The 24,052-nt window shown below is 71.1% G+C and carries 22 protein-coding genes; 10 read left to right on the top strand and 12 right to left on the bottom strand.

All coding sequences use genetic code 11. The annotated features are described in order from the left end of the window. Positions 1 to 31 precede the first annotated feature (31 nt). Complete coding sequence (locus OCQ_RS20165; protein ID WP_014385642.1) at positions 32 to 1,531, top strand: sensor histidine kinase; 1,500 nt, start codon at positions 32 to 34, stop codon at positions 1,529 to 1,531. 60 nt (positions 1,532 to 1,591) lie between these two features. Here the strand turns inward: OCQ_RS20165 and whiB1 are convergent, their stop codons facing one another. Then, positions 1,592 to 1,846 (bottom strand): transcriptional regulator WhiB1, encoded by a 255-nt coding sequence (gene whiB1 / locus OCQ_RS20160; RefSeq protein ID WP_003874607.1) that lies wholly within the window; start codon positions 1,844 to 1,846, stop codon positions 1,592 to 1,594. Positions 1,847 to 2,126: 280 nt separating this feature from the next. After that, on the bottom strand, positions 2,127 to 3,092 hold the full coding sequence (locus OCQ_RS20155) for a diacylglycerol/lipid kinase family protein (RefSeq protein ID WP_009952805.1): 966 nt from the start codon (positions 3,090 to 3,092) through the stop codon (positions 2,127 to 2,129). Positions 3,093 to 3,233: 141 nt separating this feature from the next. On the opposite strand from OCQ_RS20155, the gene OCQ_RS20150 reads away from it, so the two are divergent. After that, complete coding sequence (locus OCQ_RS20150; RefSeq protein ID WP_014380927.1) at positions 3,234 to 3,665, top strand: hypothetical protein; 432 nt, start codon at positions 3,234 to 3,236, stop codon at positions 3,663 to 3,665. Here the strand turns inward: OCQ_RS20150 and OCQ_RS20145 are convergent. Genes OCQ_RS20145 through OCQ_RS20135 form a run of 3 tightly spaced genes read right to left on the bottom strand, consistent with a single transcriptional unit; the run spans position 3,617 to position 5,780 of the window. Next, on the bottom strand, positions 3,617 to 4,099 hold the full coding sequence (locus OCQ_RS20145; protein ID WP_009952801.1) for a GNAT family N-acetyltransferase: 483 nt from the start codon (positions 4,097 to 4,099) through the stop codon (positions 3,617 to 3,619). The genes OCQ_RS20150 and OCQ_RS20145 overlap by 49 nt on opposite strands. After that, entirely contained in the window at positions 4,096 to 5,193 is a 1,098-nt protein-coding gene (locus OCQ_RS20140; protein WP_014385641.1) for an isochorismate synthase, read from the bottom strand. The genes OCQ_RS20145 and OCQ_RS20140 overlap by 4 nt, the downstream gene beginning before the upstream one ends. Beyond that, positions 5,190 to 5,780 (bottom strand): acid phosphatase, encoded by a 591-nt coding sequence (locus tag OCQ_RS20135; RefSeq protein WP_009956178.1) that lies wholly within the window; start codon positions 5,778 to 5,780, stop codon positions 5,190 to 5,192. Before OCQ_RS20135 ends, OCQ_RS20140 begins: the two co-directional genes overlap by 4 nt. Before the next feature lie 113 nt (positions 5,781 to 5,893). Here OCQ_RS20135 and OCQ_RS20130 point away from each other — a divergent pair, with 113 nt between their 5' ends. Then, positions 5,894 to 6,694 (top strand): ParA family protein, encoded by an 801-nt coding sequence (locus tag OCQ_RS20130; RefSeq protein WP_009956179.1) that lies wholly within the window; start codon positions 5,894 to 5,896, stop codon positions 6,692 to 6,694. Positions 6,695 to 6,926: 232 nt separating this feature from the next. Here the strand turns inward: OCQ_RS20130 and OCQ_RS20125 are convergent, their stop codons facing one another. Together OCQ_RS20125 and OCQ_RS20120 are read right to left on the bottom strand one after the other, a co-directional pair. Further along, entirely contained in the window at positions 6,927 to 8,153 is a 1,227-nt protein-coding gene (locus tag OCQ_RS20125) for an Rv3212 family protein (protein WP_009956180.1), read from the bottom strand. A 15-nt stretch (positions 8,154 to 8,168) separates the two neighbouring features. Next, positions 8,169 to 9,698: a DEAD/DEAH box helicase gene (locus OCQ_RS20120; RefSeq protein ID WP_014380922.1), complete on the bottom strand. Its 1,530-nt coding sequence runs from the start codon at positions 9,696 to 9,698 to the stop codon at positions 8,169 to 8,171. Positions 9,699 to 9,977: 279 nt separating this feature from the next. Between OCQ_RS20120 and OCQ_RS20115 the strand changes: the two genes are divergently transcribed. Next, a complete protein-coding gene (locus OCQ_RS20115) occupies positions 9,978 to 10,685 on the top strand; it encodes a ferritin-like fold-containing protein (RefSeq protein WP_041785170.1) in 708 nt (235 codons plus the stop codon). Positions 10,686 to 10,697: 12 nt separating this feature from the next. On the opposite strand, the gene OCQ_RS20110 is transcribed toward OCQ_RS20115, so the two are convergent. Next, positions 10,698 to 11,405 (bottom strand): MmpS family transport accessory protein, encoded by a 708-nt coding sequence (locus OCQ_RS20110; protein WP_014712237.1) that lies wholly within the window; start codon positions 11,403 to 11,405, stop codon positions 10,698 to 10,700. Between the two features lie 219 nt (positions 11,406 to 11,624). Here OCQ_RS20110 and OCQ_RS20105 point away from each other — a divergent pair, with 219 nt between their 5' ends. After that, positions 11,625 to 11,891, top strand: a complete 267-nt coding sequence (locus OCQ_RS20105) for a DUF3107 domain-containing protein (RefSeq protein WP_036389938.1) — start codon at positions 11,625 to 11,627, stop codon at positions 11,889 to 11,891. Here OCQ_RS20105 and OCQ_RS20100 read toward each other — a convergent pair. Further along, on the bottom strand, positions 11,888 to 12,574 hold the full coding sequence (locus OCQ_RS20100; protein ID WP_008259670.1) for a TetR/AcrR family transcriptional regulator: 687 nt from the start codon (positions 12,572 to 12,574) through the stop codon (positions 11,888 to 11,890). The genes OCQ_RS20105 and OCQ_RS20100 overlap by 4 nt on opposite strands. 198 nt (positions 12,575 to 12,772) lie before the next feature. Between OCQ_RS20100 and OCQ_RS20095 the strand changes: the two genes are divergently transcribed. The 3 genes from OCQ_RS20095 to OCQ_RS20085 all read left to right on the top strand — a co-directional run bounded on the left by OCQ_RS20095 (position 12,773) and on the right by OCQ_RS20085 (position 15,969). After that, a complete protein-coding gene (locus OCQ_RS20095; RefSeq protein ID WP_014712236.1) occupies positions 12,773 to 13,810 on the top strand; it encodes a DUF3152 domain-containing protein in 1,038 nt (345 codons plus the stop codon). 81 nt (positions 13,811 to 13,891) lie between these two features. After that, entirely contained in the window at positions 13,892 to 15,079 is a 1,188-nt protein-coding gene (gene moeZ / locus OCQ_RS20090) for an adenylyltransferase/sulfurtransferase MoeZ (protein WP_014380918.1), read from the top strand. 35 nt (positions 15,080 to 15,114) lie between these two features. Then, positions 15,115 to 15,969, top strand: coding sequence for a TIGR02569 family protein (locus OCQ_RS20085; RefSeq protein WP_041785168.1), 855 nt, complete (start codon positions 15,115 to 15,117; stop codon positions 15,967 to 15,969). Between the two features lie 107 nt (positions 15,970 to 16,076). On the opposite strand, the gene OCQ_RS20080 is transcribed toward OCQ_RS20085, so the two are convergent. The 3 genes from OCQ_RS20080 to OCQ_RS20070 are packed head-to-tail and all read right to left on the bottom strand — an operon-like array spanning position 16,077 to position 17,419. After that, positions 16,077 to 16,385, bottom strand: a complete 309-nt coding sequence (locus OCQ_RS20080) for an MGMT family protein (protein WP_009955653.1) — start codon at positions 16,383 to 16,385, stop codon at positions 16,077 to 16,079. 2 nt (positions 16,386 to 16,387) lie between these two features. Then, positions 16,388 to 17,173 (bottom strand): alpha/beta fold hydrolase, encoded by a 786-nt coding sequence (locus tag OCQ_RS20075; RefSeq protein WP_014385638.1) that lies wholly within the window; start codon positions 17,171 to 17,173, stop codon positions 16,388 to 16,390. A gap of 45 nt (positions 17,174 to 17,218) precedes the next feature. Next, complete coding sequence (locus OCQ_RS20070) at positions 17,219 to 17,419, bottom strand: hypothetical protein (RefSeq protein WP_041785165.1); 201 nt, start codon at positions 17,417 to 17,419, stop codon at positions 17,219 to 17,221. 123 nt (positions 17,420 to 17,542) lie between these two features. Here OCQ_RS20070 and OCQ_RS20065 point away from each other — a divergent pair, with 123 nt between their 5' ends. Together OCQ_RS20065 and OCQ_RS20060 are read left to right on the top strand one after the other, a co-directional pair. Beyond that, positions 17,543 to 20,668: an ATP-dependent helicase gene (locus OCQ_RS20065; protein WP_014385636.1), complete on the top strand. Its 3,126-nt coding sequence runs from the start codon at positions 17,543 to 17,545 to the stop codon at positions 20,666 to 20,668. After that, the gene (locus OCQ_RS20060) at positions 20,665 to 24,012 is read left to right on the top strand and encodes an ATP-dependent helicase (protein ID WP_014385635.1); all 3,348 of its coding nucleotides are present in this window, start codon (positions 20,665 to 20,667) and stop codon (positions 24,010 to 24,012) included. Before OCQ_RS20065 ends, OCQ_RS20060 begins: the two co-directional genes overlap by 4 nt. Positions 24,013 to 24,052: the final 40 nt, after the last annotated feature.

Genomic DNA, 24,052 nt, shown 5'->3' with positions numbered 1-24,052 from the left:
AGCCGCCGGGGAACGACCCGGGGAGTAAGCGATGTCAACTCTCGGTGATCTGCTCGCCGAACACACCATGCTGCCGGGCAACGCGGTCGACCATCTGCATGCGGTGGTAGGGGAGTGGCAGCTGCTGGCCGACCTGTCGTTCGCCGACTACCTGATGTGGGTGCGTCGCGACGACGGCGTGCTGGTGTGCGTGGCGCAATGCCGCCCCAATACCGCGCCCACGGTGCTACAGACCGATGCGGTGGGCACCGCCATCGCCTCCGAGCGGCTGTCCCTCGTCGCCGACACCTTCGCGTCGGGCACCGCCAAGAGGGATGACGTTGCGGGTCAAGAGAATTCGTGGTTGCCGGGCACGCACGTCGAGGCGTCCCCGGTGCGCTACGGCGGCCAGGTGGTCGCCGTGCTCACGCATCATCAGACCGCGGTGGCCGCCGACCGCGCGTCCGGCCAGTTGGAGATCGCCTACCGGCAGTGCGCCGGCGACCTCGTCCACATGCTCGCCGAGGGCACCTTTCCCGACGCGGGGGACGTCGTGATGTCGCGCTCCACCCCCCGGGTCGGCGACGGCTTCATCCGCCTCGACGTCAAGGGCGTCGTCGACTACGCCAGTCCCAACGCGCTGTCGGCCTACCACCGCATGGGCCTGACCGCCGACCTGGAGGGACACAACCTCATCGAGGTCACGCGCCCGCTGATCTCGGATCCGTTCGAGGCGCAGGAAGTGGCCGAGCATGTGCGGGATCTGGTGGCCGGCGGGCGCAGCATGCGCATGGAGGTCGACGCCGGGGGAGCCACCGTGCTGCTGCGCACGCTGCCGCTGGTGGTCGACGGCGCCAGCGCCGGCGCGGCGGTGCTGATCCGCGACGTCACCGAGGTCAAGCGCCGCGACCGGGCCCTGATCTCCAAGGACGCCACCATTCGCGAAATCCACCACCGGGTGAAGAACAACCTGCAGACCGTCGCGGCGCTGCTGCGCCTGCAGGCCCGCCGCACGGCCAACGCGGAGGGGCGGGAGGCGCTCATCGAGTCGGTGCGCCGGGTGTCGTCGATCGCGTTGGTGCACGACGCGCTGTCGATGTCGGTGGACGAGCAGGTCAACCTCGACGAGGTCATCGACCGAATCCTGCCGATCATGAACGACGTGGCCTCGGTGGACCGGCCGATCCGCATCAACCGGGTCGGCGATCTGGGCGTGCTGGACTCGGACCGCGCGACGGCGCTGATTATGGTGATCACCGAGCTGGTGCAAAACGCGATCGAGCACGCCTTCGACCCGGCGGTCGAGGAAGGGTCGGTGACGATTCGGGCCGAGCGCTCCGCGCGCTGGCTGGATGTTGTCGTGCATGACGACGGCCGGGGGCTGCCTGACGGCTTCAGCCTCGAGACCTCCGACAGCCTCGGGCTGCAGATCGTGCGGACGCTGGTGTCGGCGGAACTCGACGGCACCCTGGGGATGACCCAGGCCCCGGCCCGCGGCACCGACGTGGTGCTGCGCGTCCCGATCGGTCGGCGGACCCGAATGCTGCTGTAGGCACACGCAAGAGTGCGGCCCCGACAATCGTCGAGGCCGCACCGTTTTGCGTTATCTGGGTTAAACCCCGCTGCGGGCTTTCGTCCGGGCGTTGCGACGCTTCAGCGCACGCCGCTCGTCTTCGCTCATGCCGCCCCAGACGCCCGAGTCCTGGCCCGTGTTCAGGGCCCAGCCGAGGCACTCTGTCGTCACCGGGCACCGATTACAGACCAGTTTCGCGTCAGCGATCTGCGCGAGCGCCGGACCACTGTTCCCCACCGGGAAGAACAGCTCCGGGTCTTCGTCGCGACAGACCGCCTTGTGGCGCCAATCCATACGTCTTTACTCCTTACTGAGTGCGCAGCAAGGCGCACGGCTATTTTCTTCGGCTGTTAAACGCGTGCAGAAGAAAAGGGGCCGCACCCCTACGTAATTTCTGCATGCAACCTTTTGATCGTTTCACAGGCTCAACAGATGTCAATAGTGTGAGTTCGCTCGTGGGCTATCTCACTTTGATCATCTCGTAGTCAAGCCCTTACTCCGTTGTACTACACTGACGGGCCTCTCCCCGTCCGTGTTTGTGTCGCGTGCGCCACAGGCCACGCGTTGCCGCAGGTCAGCGTCGTTTTTGCTGAGGAGGGGCGGCCACCGCAAGCGCGTCGGGCACCGACTTGAACGTCATGGTTTCGCGCACGCCGAGGTAATCCCCGTCGAACTGGCAGGCGACGGGGCCCCCGGTCGAGGTAACTCGCACGCACGGCAGGTCGTCCTCGGTGACGAGGTGCTTGAAGTTGAACGCGGGCCGTTTTGCGAACATCTGCCGGACGATCCGCAGCGTCGGGATCGTCTTCAGGTTGGTCGGCGCGAACACCCCGAGTCCCGACTCGAAGCTGCAGCCGGGGTTGGTCCACACCGGCCGCTCGTTGGCGAACGTCCACGGGCTGGAGTTGGAAACGAACGCGAAGCTCACCCCGGTGATGGGTTCGCGGCCGGGAAGTTCGAGCGTCAGCATCGGCTCGCGGCGGGTGTAGGCCCACACGGCCGGCACCGATGCGCGGATGTAGCGCCACGCGGTGACCTTGCCGCCTTTGCTGCGTTCGGCCTCGACCGCGGCCACCACCTCGGCGTCGACGCCCATGCCGGTGTTGAACACGGCCCACCGCTCGCCGCAGTCGATCAGGCCGATCCGGCGCCATGTGCCGCGCCGCTGGTAGTCGTCGAGCAACTGGATGAGCTGGTTGGTGGCCGCGACCGGATCCGCAGAGATGCCCAGCGATCGCGCCAGCACGTTCGCCGAACCGCCGGGCACCACGGCCACCGCGGGCACCGGGCCGCTCGGAAGCGTGCCGGGACGGCCGAGCAGACCGTTGACCACCCCGCTCACCGTGCCATCGCCGCCGTGCACGACCACGAGGTCGACGCCGTCGGCGACGGCCTTCTGCGCGAGCTCGGTGCCGTGCCCGCGGTGGTTGGTGTGTTCGACGCTGAGCTGTAGCCGGCTCTTGAGGGCGTGGGCCAGCAGATCGCGACCGGCCGGTGTGGTGGAAGTGGCTGTGGGGTTGACGATCAGCACGGCCCGCATGAAGCACGAGCTTAGGCGGTGCGACGATGCGCGCCGCAGCGCGGCGTGAGTAGGAGCGCCGCAATCGGGTTAGGCGGTGCGACGATGCACGCCGCAGCGCGGCGTGAGGAGGAGCGCCGCCGCCCTGACTACGCTGGCGCTGTGACGCCGCCATCCGCCCCGACCGCCGTCCGCCGCGCCGGCGTCGTCGTCGCCGTGCAGGGGATGGCCGCGCTGATCGTGGCCGTGGTCCTGGTGGTGCGCGGGATCGCCGGGGCCGACCAGCACGTGGCCAACGGTCTGGCCACCGCCGGCTGGTTCGTCCTCGTCGGCGCCGGGGTGATCGCCGCGGGCCGCGCGCTGATGCTGGGCAAGCGCTGGGGCCGCGGCCTGGCCGTGATCACCCAGCTGCTCCTGCTGCCGGTGGCCTGGTACCTCGCGGTCGGATCACACCAGCCCGGCTACGGGATCCCGGCGGGGCTTGTCGCGCTGGTCGTGTTGGGGTTGCTGTTCAGCCCGGCCGCGGTGCGCTGGGCCGCCGGCGGTCAGGGCGACTCCGCCAGCCCCGCCAACCGCGACCCCGACAGCCGGTAGGTGGTCCATTCGTTCTGCGGTTCCCCGCCGATCCCGTCGTAGAGCGTGATGGCGTCGGTGTTCCAGTTCAGCACCGCCCAGGACAACCGGGTGTAGCCCCGCTGCACGCATTCGTTGGCCAGCGCCGCCAGCAGCGCCCGGGCCAGCCCGCGGCGGCGAAATCCCGGGCGCACGAACAGATCTTCCAGATAGATGCCCGCCACGCCGTCCCAGGTGGAGAAGTTGACGAACCACAGCGCCATCGCCGCGACCTCGCCGTCCACCTCCGCCACGTGTCCGTACACCGTCGGGCGGTCGCCGAAAAGCGCTGCGGATATTTGTGTTTCGGTGACCGTGCACTGATCGGCGGCGTGCTCGAATTCGGCCAGCGCGTGGATCATTTCGGTGATGGCGGCGACGTCGTGGGGCGCGGCGCGACGGATGTCTGTGGTCATCGTTGGACTTCTAGTGCGTTGAGTATCGTGGCGAATTTGGTTGTGGTCTCGGCGACTTCGTCGTCGGGATCGGACTCGGCGACGATACCACCGCCGGCGCGAGCGAGCGCGCTGCGCCGGTCCGCCGACAGCTGCGCGCAGCGCAGCGACACCACCCAGCGGCCGTCGCCGGCGGCGTCGCACCAGCCGACCGCCCCCGCATAAAACCCGCGGTCGCCCTCCAGCTCGGCGATCAGCTGGACCGCCGCGTCGGTCGGGACGCCTCCGACAGCCGGGGTGGGGTGTAGCGCTAGCGCCAAATCGATTGCGCTCGTTGAGGTATCGCGAAGCCGTCCGCTGATCGGTGTGCACAGGTGCCAGACCGCGGCGGTGCGGCTCAGTTGCGGCTCGGCGGCGATCGACAGGTCGTCGCACAACGGCTGCAGGGCCGCCCGGATGGTCTCGATCACCAGCTGATGCTCGTGCCGGTTCTTGGCCGAGGCGGCCAGCGCGGCGCCGTTGGCGGCGTCGGCATCCGGGTCGGCGGCCCGCGGGGCCGACCCCGCGAACGGCCGGCACTCGACGCGGTCGCCGCTGCGCGCCACCAGGAGTTCGGGGCTGGCGCCCACCAAGGCCACGCCCGCGTAGCCGTCGCCGGCGGCGCTCAGATCGACGAGGTAGCCGTAGGCCGCCGGGTCCGCGGCCACGAGCCGGCGCAGGACGGCCCGCGCATCCATGGGGGCATCGGCCACCAGCTCCAAGGCGCGCGCCAAGACCACCTTGTGCAGCGGGTTGTCGGCTGCGGCGAGCTGATCGCGGGCGCGGCGGACCCGGTCGCGGTAGTCACCCGGCGGCGGAAGCGCCGCGGCCACCCGCACCGGCGGCAGCGGGCCCGTCGGCCAGTCCGGGAGCCCGTGGGTGACGTCGACGGCGCGCGGCGTCAGCAACGCGGCCGGGCTGCTGAGGTCAAAAGGCAACGCGCCCAACACAATCGGCGCCTGATTCGACCGCAGCGCCGCCTGCGCCGCGCCCACGTCGCAGTAGCGCCGCGACACGCCGTCGGCGATCAGGGTTCGGGTCGGCCCGCACAGCGCGAACGGTGGTTCGCGGTTCACTGGCCGGTCAACCCGAGCGCCCGCAGCTGTCGCACCCCGTGCTCGAACCCGCAGACCGCGACCGACGCGGTGATCATGCCGAAGCGACTGCCCTCGACCAGCGGCAGTTCGACCCAGCGGGTGATCACCGCGCGCGAGAAGTGGCCGTGGCTGACGAAGACCACGTCGCGCGACTCCATGTGCCGCAGCGCCGTCGTGACCGCCGCGTCGGCGCGCTCGCTGACCTGCGCGACGCTCTCGCCGCCCGGACATCCGTGCGTCCACACCAGCCAGTCGGGCACCGACTCCCGGATCTGTTCGGTGGTCAGGCCCTCATAAGAGCCGTAGTCCCACTCGGCGAGCTGTTCGGTCGCGTCGTCGACGGACAACCCGGCCAGCTCGGCGGTGACCAGCGAGCGTCGCCGTGGGCTGCTGATCACCAGTGGGTCAACAAGTTTGAGCTCGCCCAGCACCCCGGCGGCCAGCTGGGCCTGTTCACGGCCGGCGTCGGTCAGCTCGACCTCGGTGCGGCCGGTGTGCTGGCCAGACTTCGACCACTCGGTCTCGCCGTGGCGCAGCAGCACCAAACGGTGATCATGCAAGCCCATAGAGAATGATTCTGCCGGACGACATGCGGTGGCTGCCGGGCCCGAGCGCATGGTGGACGAACATGCCAGGATGGCACTGTGAGCGCGCGGCGATGCGGAGGGGCGGGCGGCCAGTGAGTAGGACCCGGGTATTGGCGGTGGCCAACCAGAAGGGTGGCGTCGCCAAGACGACCACCGTTGCCTCGCTGGGGGCGGCGATGGTGGAGGAGAAGAAGCGGGTCCTGCTGGTCGACCTCGACCCGCAGGGCTGCCTGACCTTCTCGCTGGGCCAAGACCCGGACAAACTCCCGGTCTCCGTGCACGAGGTATTGCTCGGTGAGGTCGAGCCCAACGCCGCGCTGGTTGAGACGGCCGAGGGAATGACGCTGCTACCGGCCAACATTGACCTGGCGGGCGCCGAGGCGATGCTGCTGATGCGGGCGGGGCGCGAATACGCGCTCAAGCGAGCGCTGGCCAAACTCGCAGACCGGTTCGACGTGGTGATCATCGACTGTCCGCCGTCGCTGGGTGTGCTGACCCTCAACGGGCTGACGGCCGCCGACGAGGTCATCGTGCCGCTGCAGTGCGAGACGCTCGCGCATCGCGGTGTGGGCCAATTCCTGCGGACGGTCGCCGATGTCCAGCAGATCACCAATCCGGAGCTGCGCCTGCTCGGCGCGTTGCCGACGCTGTACGACTCGCGCACCACCCACACCCGCGACGTGCTGCTCGATGTCGCCGACCGCTATAGCCTGCCGGTGCTGGCCCCGCCGATTCCGCGCACGGTGCGTTTCGCTGAGGCCAGCGCCTCGGGTTCGTCGGTGATGGCGGGCCGCAAGAACAAGGGCGCGTCGGCGTACGGCGAGTTGGCGACGGCGCTGCTCAGGCATTGGAAGAACGGCAAGCCGCTGCCGACGTTCGCGGTCGAGGTCTAGCGGCGATCGCCCGCCCGGCGCTCAGCGCCGAGCCGCAATCTTGAGTGTGAACTGACGGCTTTGAGTGTGAACTGGCGGCGCGCCCGATCGGCGTGTCGCCGCCGCAGATTCACACCGAAAGCCAACGATTCACACTCGACGGGCCCTAGGCTGCCCGACGGGCTAACTCGGGCGACGGCCGTCGCGGCCCGATGGGCTAAGACGCCCGGGCGGCCGTCGCCGCCCCGAACGCTCAGCCCAGGGCGACCACGGTGTCGCCGCGCTGCTCGAACACCCGCGACCCCGACACGGCCGGGACCACCGCCCTCCCGGGTGGCGGGGGATTGGCCGCACGGTCGACCGGAATGTAGCGTTCGCCGGTCCCGCTGACCGGGTCGTAGACGCCGATCGCGCCGGTGACGGGCACCAGCAGCCGGCCCGCCATCATTACCCCCGGCCCCAGCGGCGCCGTCTTGTCACCCGCGGCGATGGTGTAGCGCAGCGCCAGGGTGTTCACGTCGAAAACCATCAGCGAATCGCCGGTCCACCAGGTCATCAGGCTGCCGGCGTGCGAGACCGCCGCCGAGCGCGACGGCGGCTTGGGCAGCAGGGTGCTCGCCACGGTGGCGCCGGTTTCGTCGATCACGTCCACCCGGGGCTGGGGCGCCGGCAGGTACACCGCGGTGGTGGTGTCCCGGACTGCCAGCACCCGGGCACCCGAATCGGGCGCGATCCCCGGCTCGGCCACGACGTGTTGCTGGGGTTCGTCGTCGTCCTTGCCCGGCCGGAGCAGCACCAGGCGCAGGTCGGCCTGATTCGCGCAGCTCTCCAGCACCGAGACCGCGGACGAGCTGGCCGCGGCCGAGATCAGCCTGCAGCCGGAGTGCAGCCCTCGCGACGACGGCTTCACCCGGGCGTCGGTCTCGCCGTAGGCCACCATCCGGACCATGTCCGAGCGCCACAGCTCCAGGCGGGTGTCACCGACCGACAAGACGGTCATGCCGTCGGAGGAGAGCCGCACCCGCGGGTCGGCGTAGCCACTGCGGGCGGGGCCGCGGTGACCGGTGGAGCCGTCCAGGGTGCTCACCTGCCCGCAGCCGCGGTCGTCGCGGTAGACCCCGACGGCGTAGCGGTACAGCCACGAGACTCCGCAGAGGCTGGTGTCGCGGGCGTAGCTCCAGCGGGACTGGCCCGTGCCGGCGTCGCGCCCGTCGATCCGCACGCCCGCACCGGTGACGACCACCCCGCCCACCACCACCGGCTCGGTGGTGGCCGGACTGGAGGCGGTCCACAGTTGTTTCAGGCCGGCGGGAACCTGCCGGGCCGGGCTCGGGTTGGGCGCCGGGACGGCGGCCGGGCGGCTGCTGGTGGCCCGCGCGTCGCTGGTCCACCAGATGAGGGCCGCCGTCACCGCGACGACGACCGCGATGGTCGCGGCGGCCAGGATGTCGCGCTTGGTCCGGCGCTCGGGTCTGACCATGCGTGGCGCGGGGAATTAGTTGTTTTGCGCGGTGGGGGCCGCCGCGGCGGCTTCCGCCGGCTTGCGGCGCCGACGGCGGCGACGGCTGGAGCCGGCGTTTCCCGGCGGGGAGCCGGCCGGCGTTTCCGCGGCGGCATCACCGTTGCTGCTCGCGGCGCCGTTGCCCGACGGGTGCGCGCTGACCGGCTGGCCGCCGCGGGTGCGCCGCCGCGTCCCGGACCGCCGCGCGGTCTTCTCCGATTTCTGTCCCGGCTTCTGGGTGGCGCGCTCACCGGTGCGGCGCGCGCCCTGCGCCTTGCGGGCCGCACCGACGGTGCCTCCGGCATCGGCGGGGATGCTCAGCTCGTCGTACAGGTGCGGCGAGCTGGAGTAGGTCTCGGCGGGTTCGGGGTTGTCCAGCCCCAACGCCTTATCGATCAGCGCCCAGCGGGTGAGCTCGTCCCAGTCCACCAGGGTGACGGCGACGCCGGTCTTGCCGGCGCGGCCGGTGCGCCCGATGCGGTGCACGTACGCCTGCTCGTCCTCGGGGATCTGGTAGTTGATGACGTGGGTGACGTCATCGATATCGATGCCGCGCGCGGCCACGTCGGTGGCCACCAGCACGTCGATGTCGCCGGTCCGGAAAGCCTTGAGCGCCTTCTCGCGTGCCACCTGTCCGAGGTCGCCGTGGACGGCGCCCACCGCGAAACCGCGCTCGGCCAACTCGTCGGCGACCTTCTGGGCGGTGCGCTTGGTGCGGGTGAAGATCATCGTGGCGCCGCGGCCCTCGGCCTGCAGGATCCGGCTGACCAGCTCCACCTTGTCCAGGGCGTGCGCCCGGTAGGCGTACTGGACGGTGGTGTCGTGGGTGGCCGCCGAGTGCGGCGCTTCGGCCCGGATGTGGGTGGGCTGGTTCATGAAGGTGCGGGCCAGCGTGATGATCGGGTCCGGCATGGTCGCCGAGAACAGCATCGACTGCCGGTCGACGGGGATCTGCCGCAGGATGCGCTCGATGTCGGGCAAAAAGCCGAGGTCGAGCATCTCGTCGGCCTCGTCGAGCACCAGCACCGAGAGCCCACCGAGCTGCAGGTGGCCCTGCTGGCTCAGGTCGAGCAGCCGGCCCGGGGTGCCCACCACGACGTCGGCGCCGGCGCGCAGCGCCTCGATCTGCGCCTCGTAGGGGCGGCCGCCGTAAATGGGGACGACGGAGAGCCGGCGGCCTTCGTCGGCGGTCAAATGCTTGGCCGCCAGCGCCAGGTCATCGGTCACCTGCAGGCAGAGCTCGCGGGTGGGCACCACGATCAGCGCGCGGGGTGTTCCGTTGAGCGGCCGCGCGGCGGTGCCTGAGGTGATGCGCTGCAGCAGCGGCACCCCGAAGGCGAAGGTCTTGCCCATGCCGGTGCGGGCCTGCCCGATCAGGTCGTCGCCGGCGAGCGCGAGCGGCAGGGTCAGTTCCTGGATGGCGAAAGGGCTTTCGATCCCCTTTTCGGCGAGTGCGCGCACGATTTCGTCGCGGACACCGAGTTGAGCAAAGGTCAGTTCAGTTGTGCTGGTCAGTGTGGTCATGCGTGGGTAGGTAGCCTCTCGAAGACGTATCGGATTGTGTCGGGTGTTTCTCTGTCGCGGTCACGCGCGCACGAGTTCCGACTCCGAATACGTCGCCGAGTCGCGGGCTCCGGCTCAGTCTGGGGGTCCCAGCCCGGGCGGGCCTGCTGTGCACGCACATTTCGCCGATAGCGGCGTGGGAAGAACATTTGGCACAAATAACACCGCCATCTACCTACATGATAGCTGGTCGAGCTCCGGCACCCGTTTCGCGCCAACTCCGCCGACTACAGTGTTGCCATGACCCGGCCCTCTTACCAGCTCTCTTCCACCGACCAAGTGGAGGAGTCGGCTGCCCCGCGATTGTCGGCCGATCACCCCGGGGTCAACGAGTTGTTCGCGGTCTTGGCCTACGGCGAGATCGCCGCGTTCTACCGGCTCACCGACGAGGCGCGGATGGCCCCTGACCTGCGCGGACGGATCTCGATGGCGAGCATGGCCGCCGCGGAGATGCAGCACTACGAGCAGCTGCGCGACGCGCTGGAAAGCCGCGGCGTCGACGTCGTGTCGGCGATGTCGAAGTACGTGTCGGCGCTGGAGAACTACCACCGCCTGACGATGCCCAGCACGTGGCTGGAAGCCTTGGTGAAGACGTATGTCGGTGACGCCCTGGCCGCCGATTTGTACCTGGAGATCGCCGACGGGCTGCCCGACGAGGTTGCCGACGTGGTGCGGGGGGCGCTGGCCGAGACCGGGCACTCGCAGTTCGTGGTCGCCGAGGTGCGCGCCGCCGTCACGTCCAGCGGCAAGCAACGCAGCCGGCTCGCGCTGTGGTCCCGTCGGCTGTTCGGCGAGGCGATCACCCAGGCCCAGTACCTGCTGGCCGACCACGACGAGCTCGTCGACCTGGTGATGTCGGGCGCCGGCGGGCTGGGCCAGCTCAACGCGTTCTTCGATCGGTTGCAGCAGACGCACGACCGCCGCATGCACGAGTTGGGCCTGAGCTGACGGCCGTCAAACTCAGCGCGAGCAGGTCGCCATGTTCGACGGGCTGCCCGACGCCATGATCCGCTGACCGGCGGCGTTGAAGACCGAGCAGCTGAGCTGGCCGTAGAAGCTGGTCGCGACCACGGATTCGGTCTGCACGCCGGGATTGAGGACCACCACCTTCGACCACGGCAGCGAGACGTTGAACTCGCTCTGCGGGACGCCCCGCGCGTCGGTGTAGACCACGTTCACCAGGTCCAGCAGCTGCTTGGTCCCGCTCACGCTGTAGACGACGGTGCGCGGGTTCAGCGCGGCCGTCGGCGGCGCGGGCGCGAGAGGCGGTGCGGCCGTGGGGGTTTGGGCCGCCGGGGTGCTGGGCGCGGCGCTCGGTGTGGTGACGGTCGTCACGGTCTCCGGCGGCAGCTGGGCCACGCGCGAGGGGCTCGGTGGCGCGGACGCCTTGGTGGTCGCGGGTGCCGAGGTCACCGGGTGGGGGGCCGGCGCTCCCAGCGTGGCCTTGGTTGACGCGCTGTCGCCGCTGTTGATGATGACGGCGGTGGCGATGGCGCCGACGGCCACCACCGCGCCGAGGATCGCCGTCGCGGGTCGCCAGCGTGAATCGGCCGGCCAGCCCGTCCAGTTGTAGTCGGCGTTCAGGTAGGGGTCGGTGTCGCAGTCGTCAGCGTCGTCGTCCGGGTAGCTCCGGATCCGGTCGTCGAGGTGCGGCAATGTGGTACCCATGGGGCCGAAGTTAGCCATGCGAAAGCGCGGATCGGGTATCGCGCGGGTGTGTGAGACAACCTGCAAGCGAATCGTTATCGGCGCGCGACCGAAGTTTCGCTGACCGCGAAGTGTGGGGACGCGACGAGGTGGGGGTCGGCCGCGTCAACTAGCCTGCTGCTGACGGGGCTGGGACTTCGCCGCCCGCGCACGACTTCAATGCCTACGGAAGGGGTGACCGTGGAGGTCAAGATCGGGATCACGGATAGTCCGCGCGAGTTGGTCCTTGCCAGCGACCAGACGCCCGCCGAAGTCGAAGACCTGGTCAGCGCCGCGCTCGGCGAGGGGTCGGGGCTGCTGCGACTGAGCGACGAGCGGGGCCGTCGCTTCCTGATCCACACCAGCAAGATCGCCTACGTCGAGATCGGCGTCGCCGACGCGCGGCGGGTCGGCTTCGGGATCGGTGCCGAAATCGAAGCCGGCAAACATGCCGGCAAGGGACGCTAGGAGCGGGTCAGCGGCACGTGTGACAGTCCGCCCCAGGCGAACTGGACGGTGCCCTCGACGGCGTCCGCCTTCGAAATCGGGCGATCGGAGTCGAGCCAGTACCTGGCGCAGTCGACGCTGATGCCGACCAGCCCGACGGCGATCATCCGCGCGCGGTGCGGGTCCAGCCCGGAATCCTCGCTGATCAACGCGAACACCGCGTCGATGCAGGATTCGGTGGCCACGCGCACCTGGGCGGCCACCTCGGGCTCGGTGACGTAGTCGTTTTCGAAGATCAGCCGGTAGCCCTGGCTGTCGTGCTCGATGAAATCGAAGAACGCCTGCACCGCGGCGTGCAACCGCCGGCGGTTGTCCTTGGTGGTGCTCAACGCCTGCTGGACGCCGGAGACCAGGTTTTCCACGTGCCGCGCCAGCACGGCGAGGTACAGCTCGAGCTTGCTCGTAAAGTGTTGGTACAGAACGGGTTTGCTAACCCCGGCGCGATCGGCGATCTCGTCCATGCCGGCCGCGTGGTAGCCGCGGTCGACGAAGACGTCGCTGGCGACGATGAGCAACTGGCCGCGGCGCTCATCGCGGGGCAGCCGGTTGCCCCGCCGGTTGGGGGCCGCGGCGCCGTCCGCCGGCCTGCCGCGGTCAGCCGATCTGACGGCACGCCGTGCCGGCATCTTGGCGAGTTCGCTCATCGAGTCCTCATCTGATTGTCGACGGCCGGCCGTCGGTCCACCGGGGCTAGCCGCTCGCAGCTCGTTGAAAAGACCTTACTACCCGCGGGGTTGGAGCTCCCGCCGTCGGCGTCGTCGTACCTGGCAGAAGCGGTGTCGGGCGCCGGATTCGGGCGCGCCACGGTCGGCGTGGGTGGTCCGCTGTGTAATCCTGGGAAAATGACGTCGCAGCGACCCCCGCGCAGCAGCGGTCGCGTGCCGGTGCTGCGCGACGAGTGGCGCGAGCCGCTGCGGGCGCTGCGTGACCCCCTGGCCGCCCCGGAAGCCGGGCGGGCGCGGGCCGACCGTGAGCGGCAGCGGCAGTGGCGCAAACAAACGTGGCTCGGGCGGTTCGTCTCCACCTACGGCTGGCGCGCGTACGCGCTGCCGGTCCTGGCGGTGCTGACGGCCGTGGTCATGTACCAGACGGTGACCGGCGCCGGCGCGTCGAAGCCCACGAACAGCCAGCCCATCGAGAGTCCGCCCGCGATCGGCGCGGTGGGCACCACGATCATCGACGCGCCGCCGCGTGGGCTCGCCGCGTTCGACGCCAACCTGCCGGCCGGGACGTTGCCCGACGGCGGCCCCTTCACCGAAGCCGGCGACAAGACGTGGCACGCGGTGCCGGGCGCGACGCCCCAGTTCGGCCAGGGCACCGCCAAGGTGTTCCGGTACACCGTCGAGGTGGAGAACGGCATCGACCCGACGATGTTCGGCGACGACGAAGCGTTCGCGCAGATGGTCGACCAGACGTTGGCCAATCCGAAGGGCTGGACGCACAACCCGCAGTTCGCTTTCATCCGGATCGACGGCGCCAGTGGGGCAAAGCCCGACTTTCGGATCTCGCTGGTGTCGCCGGTGACGGTGCGGGAGGGGTGCGGCTACGAATTCCGGCTGGAGACGTCCTGCTACAACCCGGTTTTCGGCGCCAACCGCGAGGCGCGGGTTTTCATCAACGAGGCGCGCTGGGTGCGCGGCGCCGTGCCGTTCGAAGGGGACATCGGTTCGTACCGGCAATACGTGATCAACCACGAGGTCGGCCACGCCATCGGATACCTGCACCACGAGGCCTGCGAACAGCAGGGCGCCCTGGCGCCGGTGATGATGCAGCAGACGTTCTCCACGTCCAACAACGACGCCGCGCAGTTCGACCCCGACACCGTCAAGGCCGACGGGAAAACCTGCCGCTTCAACCCCTGGCCGTACCCGATCGCCTAGCGGCCGAGTGCCTTCGTTGCCGTCGCCCCGGCGGGCTGCTGTGATGGATTCATAAGCAGAACCACGAAGCTGACCGAGGAGATGTTGTCCGTGTCGTCGTTGCCGCCGCTGGTGGCACCCGCAGACCACCTGACCGGCGACGAGGTGGCCCGCTACAGCCGTCACCTGATCATTCCCGGCCTGGGGGTCGACGGGCAGAAGCGACTCAAGAACGCCCGGGTGCTGGTGATCGGCGCCGGTGGCCTGGGGGCGCCGACCTTGCTGTACCTTGCCGCGGCCGGCGTGGGCACGATCGGCATCGTCGAATTCGACGTCGTCGAGGAATCGAACCTGCACCGCCAGATCATTCACGGCGTGGCCGACGTCGGGCGTCCCAAGGCCGTGTCGGCGCGGGAGTCGATGCTCGCGATCAACCCGCTGGTGGACGTGCGCCTGCACGAGGTGCGCCTGGACTCCACCAACGCCGTCGAGTTGTTCAGTTGCTACGACCTGATCGTGGACGGCACCGACAACTTCGCGACCCGGTACCTGATCAACGACGCGGCGGTGCTGGCGAAAAAGCCGTACGTGTGGGGCTCGATCTACCAATTCGAGGGCCAGATCTCGGTGTGCTGGGAGGACGCGCCGGACGGACGCGGCCTCAACTACCGCGACCTGTACCCGGAGCCGCCGCCGCCCGGCACCGTTCCGTCGTGCGCCGAAGGCGGCGTGCTGGGCATCGTCTGCGCATCCATCGCCTCGGTGATGAGCACCGAAGTGATCAAACTCATCACCGGCATCGGCGATTCGTTGCTGGGCCGGTTGATGATCTACGACGCGCTGCAGATGACCTACCGCACGATCGCGATTCGCCGGGACCCGTCCGACGCGTCGAGGCCGAAGATCACCGAGCTCGTCGACTATGAGCAGCTGTGCGGCGCGACCGCCGACACCCCGGCCGGCGACGCGACGGCCATCACCCCGCGGGAGCTGCGCGAGCTGCTGGATTCCGGCAAGGAGCTGGCCCTGATCGACGTCCGCGAGCCCGTGGAGTTCGACATCGTGCACATCGAGGGCGCGCAGCTGGTCCCGCAGTCGTCGATCAACTCGGGTGAGGGTCTGGCAAAGCTGCCGCGGGACCGCATGCCGGTGCTGTATTGCAAAACGGGCGTGCGCTCGGCGCAGGCGCTGGCGGTGCTGAAGCAGGCGGGGTTCGCCGATGCGGTGCACCTGGAGGGCGGAATTGTGGCCTGGGCGCAGCAGATGCAACCCGACATGATCCTGTACTGAGCTTCGCCGCTGTTGGACTCGTTTAGAGTACCGGTGTGACAGTCGAGCCACCGCCGGACCATGTGCTGTCGGCGTTCGGTTTGGCCGGCGTCAAACCCATCTATCTGGGCGCCAGCTGGGAGGGCGGCTGGCGGTGCGGCGAGGTCGTCCTGTCGCTGGTGGCCGACAACGCCCGCGCGGCGTGGTCCGCCCGGGTCCGCGAGACGTTGTTCGTCGACGGCGTCCGGCTGGCCCGCCCGGTCCGGTCCACCGACGGGCGCTACGTCGTTTCCGGGTGGCGGGCGGACACCTTCGTCGCGGGGACGCCGGAGCCTCGCCACGACGAGGTCGTCTCGGCGGCGGTGCGCCTGCACGAGGCGACGGGCAAACTGGAACGCCCCCGCTTTTTGACCCAGGGCCCCGCGGCGCCCTGGGGGGACGTCGACATTTTCATCGCCGCCGACCGCGCGGCGTGGGAGGAACGGCCCCTGGCCTCGGTGCCGCCCGGCGCGCGGGTGGCCCCGGCCACCGCGGACGCCGAGCGCTCGGTGGAGTTGCTCAACCAGCTCGCCACGTTGCGCAAGCCGACCAAGAGTCCGAACCAGCTGGTCCACGGGGACCTTTACGGCACAGTGCTTTTCGTGGGCACCGCGGCGCCGGGCATCACCGACATCACCCCGTACTGGCGGCCCGCGTCGTGGGCGGCGGGCGTGGCCGTCATCGACGCGTTGTCCTGGGGTGAGGCCGACGACGGACTCATCGAGCGCTGGAACGCCCTACCGGAATGGCCGCAGATGTTGTTGCGGGCGTTGATGTTTCGCCTGGCGGTCCATGCGCTGCACCCGCGGTCCACCGCCGAGGCGTTCCCCGGTCTGGCCCGCACCGCGGCGCTGGTCCGGTTGGTGCTCTAGGTTAGTTGCGTGGCGACCCGCTGCGCCCGGCTTCGGCCTGTAGTGGCGACCCGCTGCGCCCGGCTGCACCGCGCTTGCGATCGCCACGGCCGCGCTGGCGATCGCCACTAGGCCCCGTCCGGGAATTCGTAGCGAACCTCGCCCAGCGCGATCCGGCCGTCGCGGGCAAGCACGCCTTCGGCGCGCAGCAGCTCCAGCTGCCGGGTGGTCAGGTGGCGCGCCGGGCGCCCGGAGGCGGTGATGACGCGGTGCCACGGCAGGTCCGAGGAGTCGGTCCGCATGATCCAGCCGACGATCCGCGGGCTGGAAAGCCCTGCGACCGAGGCGATGTCGCCGTAGGTGGCCACCCTGCCGGACGGGATGGCGGCGACCAGCGCCCGCACCCGCTCGACCTGATCGTCGGTCACCGGCGCCACGGTCAGCGGGCTTCCAGTAGCTCGCGGGCCAGCGCGGCGACGTCGTCGGGCTTGGCGTAGGGCACCATGTGGTTGCAGTCGAAATCCAGCAGCCGGAAACGCGATCCCAGCCGCTGCGCAAGGCCCGCGATGAGTTCGTCGGTGACATACGGCGGCGATGTTCGCTTGGCGCGCACCAGGATCGTCGGCGTTTGCGCCTGCGGCAGCACCGCGTCGCGGGCGAGCTCGCTCCAGTACGCCATCATCGCCGGCAGGCTGATGCGCCAGCCGTAGCGGCCGTTGGGGAGGGCGACCAGATGCTCGTCGAGCTCGGCCTCGAGCAGCGCGGGCTCGACGTCCGACCACGAGCCGTGCACCTTTTCCAGGCGCGCTTCCTCGGCGTCGGGATAGTCGGGCGAGGACAACATGGCCTCGGCGATTTCGCGCATCCACGCGCCGTCCAACCCGATCGCCGGATCGAGCAGCAGCAGCCCCGAAACCTGGCTCGGCCGGGCCGCGGCCAGGTGCATGGCGAGCCCTGCGCCGAACGAGTGGCCGACCACCACCACCGGCGTGCCGGGCTGCGCGTCGAGCAGCGCGGACAGCGCCGAGACGTTGGCGTCGATGGTCCACGGCGCCGCCCACGAGGACCGGCCGTGGCCGAGCAGATCCGGTGCGGCCAGGCCGATCTCGGGCAGCAGGCCGGACAGGTGTTGCCACCGCTGCCCGTGCCCGGTCAGCCCGTGCAGCGCGAGGATCCGCGCCGGACCGGACGGACCGTAGCGGTGGACGTACAACTTCGCGGTCACCCGTCGATGGTGCCAGCCGCCGTCACCGGGCGTCGCGGGCGGTCCTCAGCGATCGTCGTCCCGATCGTCGTCCGCGGACACGACGTAGGCCTGCTCGATCACGTCGGCTTCGTTGGCCTCGCGGTCCCGGGCGCTCACGTAATCGGTGTCCAGGCCGGCGTCGTCGTCGGAATCGGCGGGCCGCAGTTGCTCCACCGCGTCGCCCTCGGGCGCCTCGTCGATGGGAAAGCCGTGCTCGTCCGTCATGGTCGTCAACCCCTCCTTCTGCAGCCTTGAGACCATTCTTCGCGCTGCTGCGACTTCCAGGGTAAGAGCTCGCGTCGGCGCTGGCCGGGTCCACTTGTCACACCCTGGTGATTGCATGCAGCCATGGCACACACCTGGGAGGCCGACGCGAGCGCTGTGCTGGCGCCCGGCGCGCGCGGGATCGTTCGCGTGCTCGGCGGGCCCGGAACCGGAAAGAGCAGCCTGCTGATCGACGCCGCGGTCGCCCGGATCGACGCCGGGATCGACCCGGAATCGGTTCTGCTGCTGACCGGTTCGGGCCGGCTCGGGATGGCCGAGCGCAGCGCGTTGACGACGGCGTTGCTGCGCTCCCGACCGGGCCGGGTCGCCGTCAGCGAACCGCTGGTGCGGACCGTGCACGGGTATGCCTACGCGGTCTTGCGGCGCGCCGCCGAACGGGCCGGCGATGCGCCCCCGCGGCTGGTCACCAGCGCCGAGCAGGACGCCATCATCCGGGAGCTGCTGGCCGGAGACCTCGACGACGGCCCCCGCGCGACGTCCGCGTGGCCGGCGCAGCTGCGGCCGGCGCTGAGCACCGCGGGGTTCGCCACGGAACTGCGAAACCTGTTGGCCCGCTGCGCCGAACGCGGTATCGACCCAGGGGAACTGGAGCGGCTCGGCCGTCGTTGCCGCCGGCCGGAATGGATCGCCGCGGGGCAATTCGCACGCCAGTACGAGCAGGTGATGTTGCTGCGCGCGGCGGTCGGCACGGCCGCGCCGGAGGCGACGACACCCGCGCTGGGCGCCGCCGAATTGGTGGGCGCGGCGCTGGAGGCGTTCGCCGTCGACCCCGAGCTGCTGGCGGCCGAACGCGGCCGGATCCGGGTCCTGCTGGTCGACGACGTCCAACAGCTCGACCCTCAGGCGGCCCGCCTGGTGCGGGTGCTCGCGGCGGGCGCCGAGCTGGCGCTGATCGCCGGGGACCCCAATCAGGCGGTGTTCGGCTTCCGGGGCGGCGAACCGGCCGGGCTGCTCGACGGCGACGGCCCGGCGGTGACGTTGACGACGTCGCATCGCTGCGCGCCCGCCGTGGCCCGCGCCGTCAGCGGCATCGCCGCCCGGTTGCCCGGCGGCGGCGCCGGCCGCCGGATCGACGGCGCCGGGGCGGGGGAGGGATCGGTCACGGTGCGCCTCGCCGCCTCGGCGCACGCCGAGGCGGCGGCGATCGCCGACGCGCTGCGGCGGGCGCACCTGGTCGACGGCGTGCCCTGGTCGCAGATGGCGGTCATCGTCCGGTCGGTACCGCGGGCCGGCGCGCGGTTGCCGCGCGCGCTCGCCGCCGCCGGGGTGCCGGTGGCCGCGGCCGCCGCCACCGGGCCGCTGGCCGAGGAGCCGGCGGTGCGCGCGCTGCTGACCGTGCTGCTGGCCGCCGCCGACGGGCTGGACGGGCAGCAGGCGCTGGCGTTGCTGACCGGCCCCATCGGCCGCGTCGACCCGGTTTCGCTGCGGCAACTGCGCCGAACCCTGCAGCGCGCCAACCCCGATCGCCCGCCGGGCGACTTCGCCGAGCTGTTGGTCGAGACGCTGTCGGGCGCCGTGCCGCCGGGTCCACAGTTCCGTTCGTTGCGCAAGGTCCGCGCGGTGCTGGATGCTGCCGCGCGGTGCCACGAAGCCGGTGAGGACCCGCGCTACACCCTGTGGGCCGCCTGGGACCGGTCCGGGCTGCAGCGCCGCTGGCTGTCGGTCAGCGAGCGCGGCGGCCCCGCCGCGGCCCAGGCCACCCGGGATCTCGAGTCGGTCACCGCGTTGTTCGACATCACCGACGACTACGTGTCGCGCACTTCCGGCGCGTCGTTGCGCGGCCTGGTCGAGCACGTCGCCGCGCTGCACCTGCCGAACGCCAACCCCGAGCCGGCCGCCACGGCGGGGCAGGTCAGGGTGCTCAGCGCGCACGCCGCGCTGGGACACGAATGGGATTTCGTGGTCATCGCCGGATTGCAGGATGGTTTGTGGCCCAACACCGTTCCGCGGGGCGGTGTGCTGGGCACCCAGCGGCTGCTCGACGAGCTGGACGGGGTCACCGCGGACGCCTCGATGCGCGCACCCCTGGTGGCCGAGGAGCGGCGGTTGCTGGTGGCGGCGATGGGCCGTGCCCGCCGGCGGCTGTTGGTGACGGCGGTCGACAGCGACACCGGTGGGGCGGACCACGCGGCCGCGCTGCCGTCGCCGTTCTTCTTCGACATCGCGCAATGGGCCGACGAAGACGTGGAAACGACTGCGCTGCAACCTGTTTCGGCGCCCCGGGTGCTGTCGGCGGCTGCGCTGGTGGGCCGGCTGCGGGGCGTGGTCTGCGCCCCCGACGGGGCGGTGGACGAGCTCGCCCGCGACTGCGCGGCAACGCAATTGGCCCGCCTGGCCAAAGCCGGGGTGCCCGGCGCCGACCCGGCCGGCTGGCACGGCCTGACCCCGGTCAGCACCGGTGAGCCGCTGCGGGGTGGCGGCGACGTCGTGACGCTGACCCCGTCGACCCTGCAGACACTGACCGACTGCCCGCTGCGCTGGCTCGCCGAACGCCACGGCGGGACCAATCCGCGCGACCTGCGCTCCACCATCGGTTCGGTAGTGCACGCGCTGATCGCCGAACCGCATCGAAGCGAATCCGAACTGCTGGCCGAGCTGGAGCGCGCCTGGCAGCACCTACCCTTTGCGGCGCAATGGCATTCGGACAACGAGCTGGCCCGTCACCGCGCGATGCTCGAGGCGTTCGTCGAGTGGCGAAGCCAGAGCCGCGGCGCGCTCACCGAGGTCGGCGTCGAGGTCGAGATCGACGGAACCCTTCAAACCGGTGACGGGGAACAGGTTCGGCTGCGCGGCCGCGTCGACCGGCTGGAGCGCGACGCCGCCGGCCGGCTGGTGATCGTCGACGTCAAGACCGGCAAGTCCCCGGTCAGCAAGGACGACGCCCAACAACACGCCCAACTGGCGATGTATCAGCTGGCGGTATCCGAAGGCCTGGTGGCCCCCGGAGGCGACACCGTGGAACCCGGTGGGGCGCGGCTGGTTTACGTCGGCAAGGCCGGGGCGGCCGGGGCCGTCGAACGCGAACAGGACCCGCTCACCGCGGACGCCGGCGACGAATGGCGACAGGTCATCCGGCGTGCCGCCGCCGCCACGGCCGGCCCGCAGTTCGTGGCGCGGCGCAACGACGGTTGCACGCACTGCCCCATCCGGCCGTGCTGCCCGGCGCACACCGACGGGGCGGCCCGATGAACGCCCGCTACAACCCGAGCGAATTGGCTTGCGCGCTCGGCCTTTTCCCGCCGACCGAGGAGCAGTCCGCGGTCATCGCCGCGCCGCCGGGCCCGCTGGTCGTCATCGCGGGGGCCGGAGCCGGTAAGACCGAGACCATGGCCGCACGGGTGGTGTGGCTGATCGCCAACGGCTACGCCGAACCCGCCCAGGTGCTGGGACTGACGTTCACCCGCAAGGCCGCCGGCCAGCTGCTGCGCCGCGTCCGGTCCCGGCTGGCCCGGTTGGCCGGCGTCGGCCTGGGCCCGGTCGGCGATGCCGTCGCCGAGCCCGAGGGCGCCCCGGTGATCAGCACCTACCACGCGTTCGCGGGTTCGTTGCTGCGCGACTACGGGCTGCTGCTGCCCGTCGAGCCCGACACCCGGTTGCTCAGCGAAACCGAGCTGTGGCAGCTGGCTTTCGACGTGGTCAACGGCTACCGCGGCGAGCTGCACACCGACAAGACCCCGGCCGCCGTCACCTCGATGGTGTTGCGCCTGTGGGGACAGTTGGCCGAACACCTCGTCGACACCGGACAGCTGCGCGATACCCACGTCGAGCTAGAGCGGCTCGTCCATGGCCTGCCCGCGGGGCCCTATCAGCGGGAGCGCGGTCCCAGCCAATGGTTACTGCGCCTGCTGGGCACCCAGACCGAGCGCGCGGAGTTGGTGCCTCTGCTGGACGCGCTCGACGAGCGCATGCGCGCCGAGAAAGTGATGGATTTCGGCATGCAGATGGCCTCGGCCGCGCGGTTGGCGGCGGGCTTCCCCCAGGTCGGTGAGGACCTGCGCGCCCGCTACCGGGTGGTGCTGCTCGACGAGTATCAGGACACCGGCCACGCCCAGCGCATCGCGCTGTCGGCCCTGTTCGGTGGCGGGGTCGACGACGGGCTGGCGCTGACGGCCGTGGGCGACCCCATCCAGTCCATCTACGGCTGGCGCGGGGCCTCGGCGACCAACCTGCCCCGGTTCACCACCGACTTTCCCCGCTCCGACGGCACACCCGCGCCCGCCCTGGAATTGCGGACCAGCTGGCGCAATCCGCCGCGGACCCTGCGGGTCGCCAACGCCGTATCCGCCGAGGCGCGGCGGCGATCGGTGGCCGTGCACGCGCTGCGCCCTCGCCCGGACGCCCCGCCCGGCACGGTCCGCTGCGCCCTGCTGCCCGACGTGGTGGCCGAGCGCGAGTGGATCGCCGACCAACTCGACGCCCACTACCGGCGGGCCCGGGCCGACGGCGTGAGCCCGCCGACGGCCGCGGTGCTGGTGCGCCGCAACGCCGACGCCGCGCCGATCGCCGACGCGTTGCGGGCGCGCGGCATTCCCGTCGAGGTGGTCGGGCTGGCCGGGCTGCTGTCGGTGCCCGAGGTCGCCGAGGTGGTGGCCATGCTGCGGCTGGTCGCCGACCCGACGGCCGGCGCGGCGGCGATGCGGGTGCTCACCGGCGCGCGCTGGCGCCTCGGCGCCCGCGACATCGCCGCGCTGTGGCAGCGTGCGCGCGCGCTCGGCGGGACCGCGGGGGACCCCGCGCCGCCCTCGCCCGAGGCGATTGCGCGCGCCGCCGACCCCTCGCACGTCGACGCCGACACCGTCTGCCTGGCCGACGCGATCGCCGACCCGGGTCCGGCCGGCTCGTATTCGGCGGCGGGGTATCAGCGGATCACCGCCTTGGGCGCCGAGCTGAGCGCCCTGCGCGCCCACCTCGGCCATCCCCTTGCCGACCTGGTGGCCGAGGTGCGCCGCGTGCTGGGCGTCGACTGCGAGGTCCGGGCCGCGGCGGGGGTGGCGGCGGGTTGGGCCGGCACCGAGCACCTGGACGCGTTCGCCGACGTCGTCGCCGGTTACGCCGAGCGCGCCGACGGCGCGGCCACGCGGCTGGACGCGTCCGCAACCGCCTCGGTGGGCGGGCTGCTGGGGTTTCTGGATGCCGCCGAGGCGGTCGAGAACGGTTTGGCGCCGGCACCTTTGGCGGTCGCGCGCGACCGCGTCCAGGTGCTCACCGTGCATTCGGCGAAGGGACTCGAATGGGAGGTGGTGGCGGTCGCGCACCTCTCGGGTGGGACGTTCCCGTCGACCGCGTCCAGGAGCACCTGGCTCACCGACGCCGCGGAGCTGCCCCCGCTGCTTCGCGGCGACCGCGCCGCCGCCGGGGCGCTGGGCATCCCGGTGCTCGACACCTCGGACGTCACCAACCGAAAACAACTGTCGGACAAGATCTCCGAGCATCTCCGCCAGCTCGATCAGCGGCGCGTGGACGAGGAGCGCCGATTGTTGTATGTCGCGATCACCCGGGCCGAGGACACCCTGCTGGTGTCCGGGCACCACTGGGGCGCCACCGGGGTCAAGCCGCGCGGCCCGTCGGATTTCCTGGTGGAGATCAAGGACGTCATCGACCGTGCGGCCGCGGCGGGCGACCCCTGCGGAACCGTGGAGCACTGGGCGCCGTCGCCCGCCGACGGCGAGCGAAACCCGCTTCGCGACAACGTTATCGAAGCGGTGTGGCCGGCAGACCCGCTGGCCGTGCGGCGCGAGGAGGTCGAGCGCGGTGCGACGCTGGTGAGGCGGGCGCTCGCCGCCGGGCCCGGTCGGCCGTGCGCCGATGTCGACGGCTGGGCCGCCGACGTCGATGCGTTGCTGGCCGAACGGGCGCGGTTGATCGAGCCACCGGTCCGGGAACTGCCCGGCCAGCTGTCGGTCAGCTCCCTGGTCGGCCTGGCGCGCGACCCGGCGGGCACCGCGCAGCGGTTGAGGCATCGGCTACCGTCGCGGCCGGATCCGCATGCGTTGCTGGGCAATGCGTTTCACTCCTGGGTCCAGAAGTTCTACGGCGCAGAATGCCTGTTCGATCTCGGCGATCTGCCGGGTGCGGCGGACTCCGACGTCGGCGACAGCGCCGAATTGGCCGCGCTGCAGGCCGCATTCACCGAATCTCCTTGGGCCGCAAGGACTCCCGTCGCCGTCGAGGTGCCGTTCGAGATGCCGATCGGTGAGACCCTGGTCCGCGGGCGCATCGACGCGGTGTTCGCCGATCCCGACGGCGGCGCGACCGTCGTGGACTGGAAAACGGGCGAACCGCCGCACGGCGCGGAGGCGCTGCGCCAGGCCGCCGTCCAGCTCGCGGTGTACCGGATGGCCTGGGCGGCGCTGGCCGGGGTCGCGGAATCGTCGGTGCGCACCGCCTTCTACTACGTGCGCGCCGGTACCACCGTGGTCCCCGGCGAACTGCCGAGCGCCGCCGAGCTGGCCGGGTTGCTGATCGATCCGGACGGTACGCGGTGTGACCCGCGCCGCCCGAGTATCGGGGAGGCGGTGCCCGTGGTTACATAAGACGCGTGCGTGTCTCGTGCGCGGAAATCAAACCGATGAC

The organism is Mycobacterium paraintracellulare (assembly GCF_000276825.1).
Classification (GTDB): Bacteria; Actinomycetota; Actinomycetes; order Mycobacteriales; family Mycobacteriaceae; genus Mycobacterium; species Mycobacterium intracellulare.
Note: the sequence above shows the minus strand (reverse complement) of the source record. Positions and strands in the feature narration are given on the sequence as shown.

What these genes read in the sequence shown, in the direction of transcription:
- OCQ_RS20165 (WP_014385642.1), top strand. Translation starts at nt 32, where the DNA reads ATGTCAACTCTCGGTGATCTGCTCGCCGAACACACCATGCTGCCGGGC.
- whiB1 (WP_003874607.1), bottom strand. Translation starts at nt 1,846, where the DNA reads ATGGATTGGCGCCACAAGGCGGTCTGTCGCGACGAAGACCCGGAGCTG.
- OCQ_RS20155 (WP_009952805.1), bottom strand. Translation starts at nt 3,092, where the DNA reads ATGCGGGCCGTGCTGATCGTCAACCCCACAGCCACTTCCACCACACCG.
- OCQ_RS20145 (WP_009952801.1), bottom strand. Translation starts at nt 4,099, where the DNA reads ATGACCACAGACATCCGTCGCGCCGCGCCCCACGACGTCGCCGCCATC.
- OCQ_RS20135 (WP_009956178.1), bottom strand. Translation starts at nt 5,780, where the DNA reads ATGGGCTTGCATGATCACCGTTTGGTGCTGCTGCGCCACGGCGAGACC.
- OCQ_RS20125 (WP_009956180.1), bottom strand. Translation starts at nt 8,153, where the DNA reads ATGGTCAGACCCGAGCGCCGGACCAAGCGCGACATCCTGGCCGCCGCG.
- OCQ_RS20120 (WP_014380922.1), bottom strand. Translation starts at nt 9,698, where the DNA reads ATGACCACACTGACCAGCACAACTGAACTGACCTTTGCTCAACTCGGT.
- OCQ_RS20115 (WP_041785170.1), top strand. Translation starts at nt 9,978, where the DNA reads ATGACCCGGCCCTCTTACCAGCTCTCTTCCACCGACCAAGTGGAGGAG.
- OCQ_RS20110 (WP_014712237.1), bottom strand. Translation starts at nt 11,405, where the DNA reads ATGGGTACCACATTGCCGCACCTCGACGACCGGATCCGGAGCTACCCG.
- OCQ_RS20100 (WP_008259670.1), bottom strand. Translation starts at nt 12,574, where the DNA reads ATGAGCGAACTCGCCAAGATGCCGGCACGGCGTGCCGTCAGATCGGCT.
- OCQ_RS20095 (WP_014712236.1), top strand. Translation starts at nt 12,773, where the DNA reads ATGACGTCGCAGCGACCCCCGCGCAGCAGCGGTCGCGTGCCGGTGCTG.
- moeZ (WP_014380918.1), top strand. Translation starts at nt 13,892, where the DNA reads ATGTTGTCCGTGTCGTCGTTGCCGCCGCTGGTGGCACCCGCAGACCAC.
- OCQ_RS20070 (WP_041785165.1), bottom strand. Translation starts at nt 17,419, where the DNA reads ATGACGGACGAGCACGGCTTTCCCATCGACGAGGCGCCCGAGGGCGAC.
- OCQ_RS20065 (WP_014385636.1), top strand. Translation starts at nt 17,543, where the DNA reads ATGGCACACACCTGGGAGGCCGACGCGAGCGCTGTGCTGGCGCCCGGC.
- OCQ_RS20060 (WP_014385635.1), top strand. Translation starts at nt 20,665, where the DNA reads ATGAACGCCCGCTACAACCCGAGCGAATTGGCTTGCGCGCTCGGCCTT.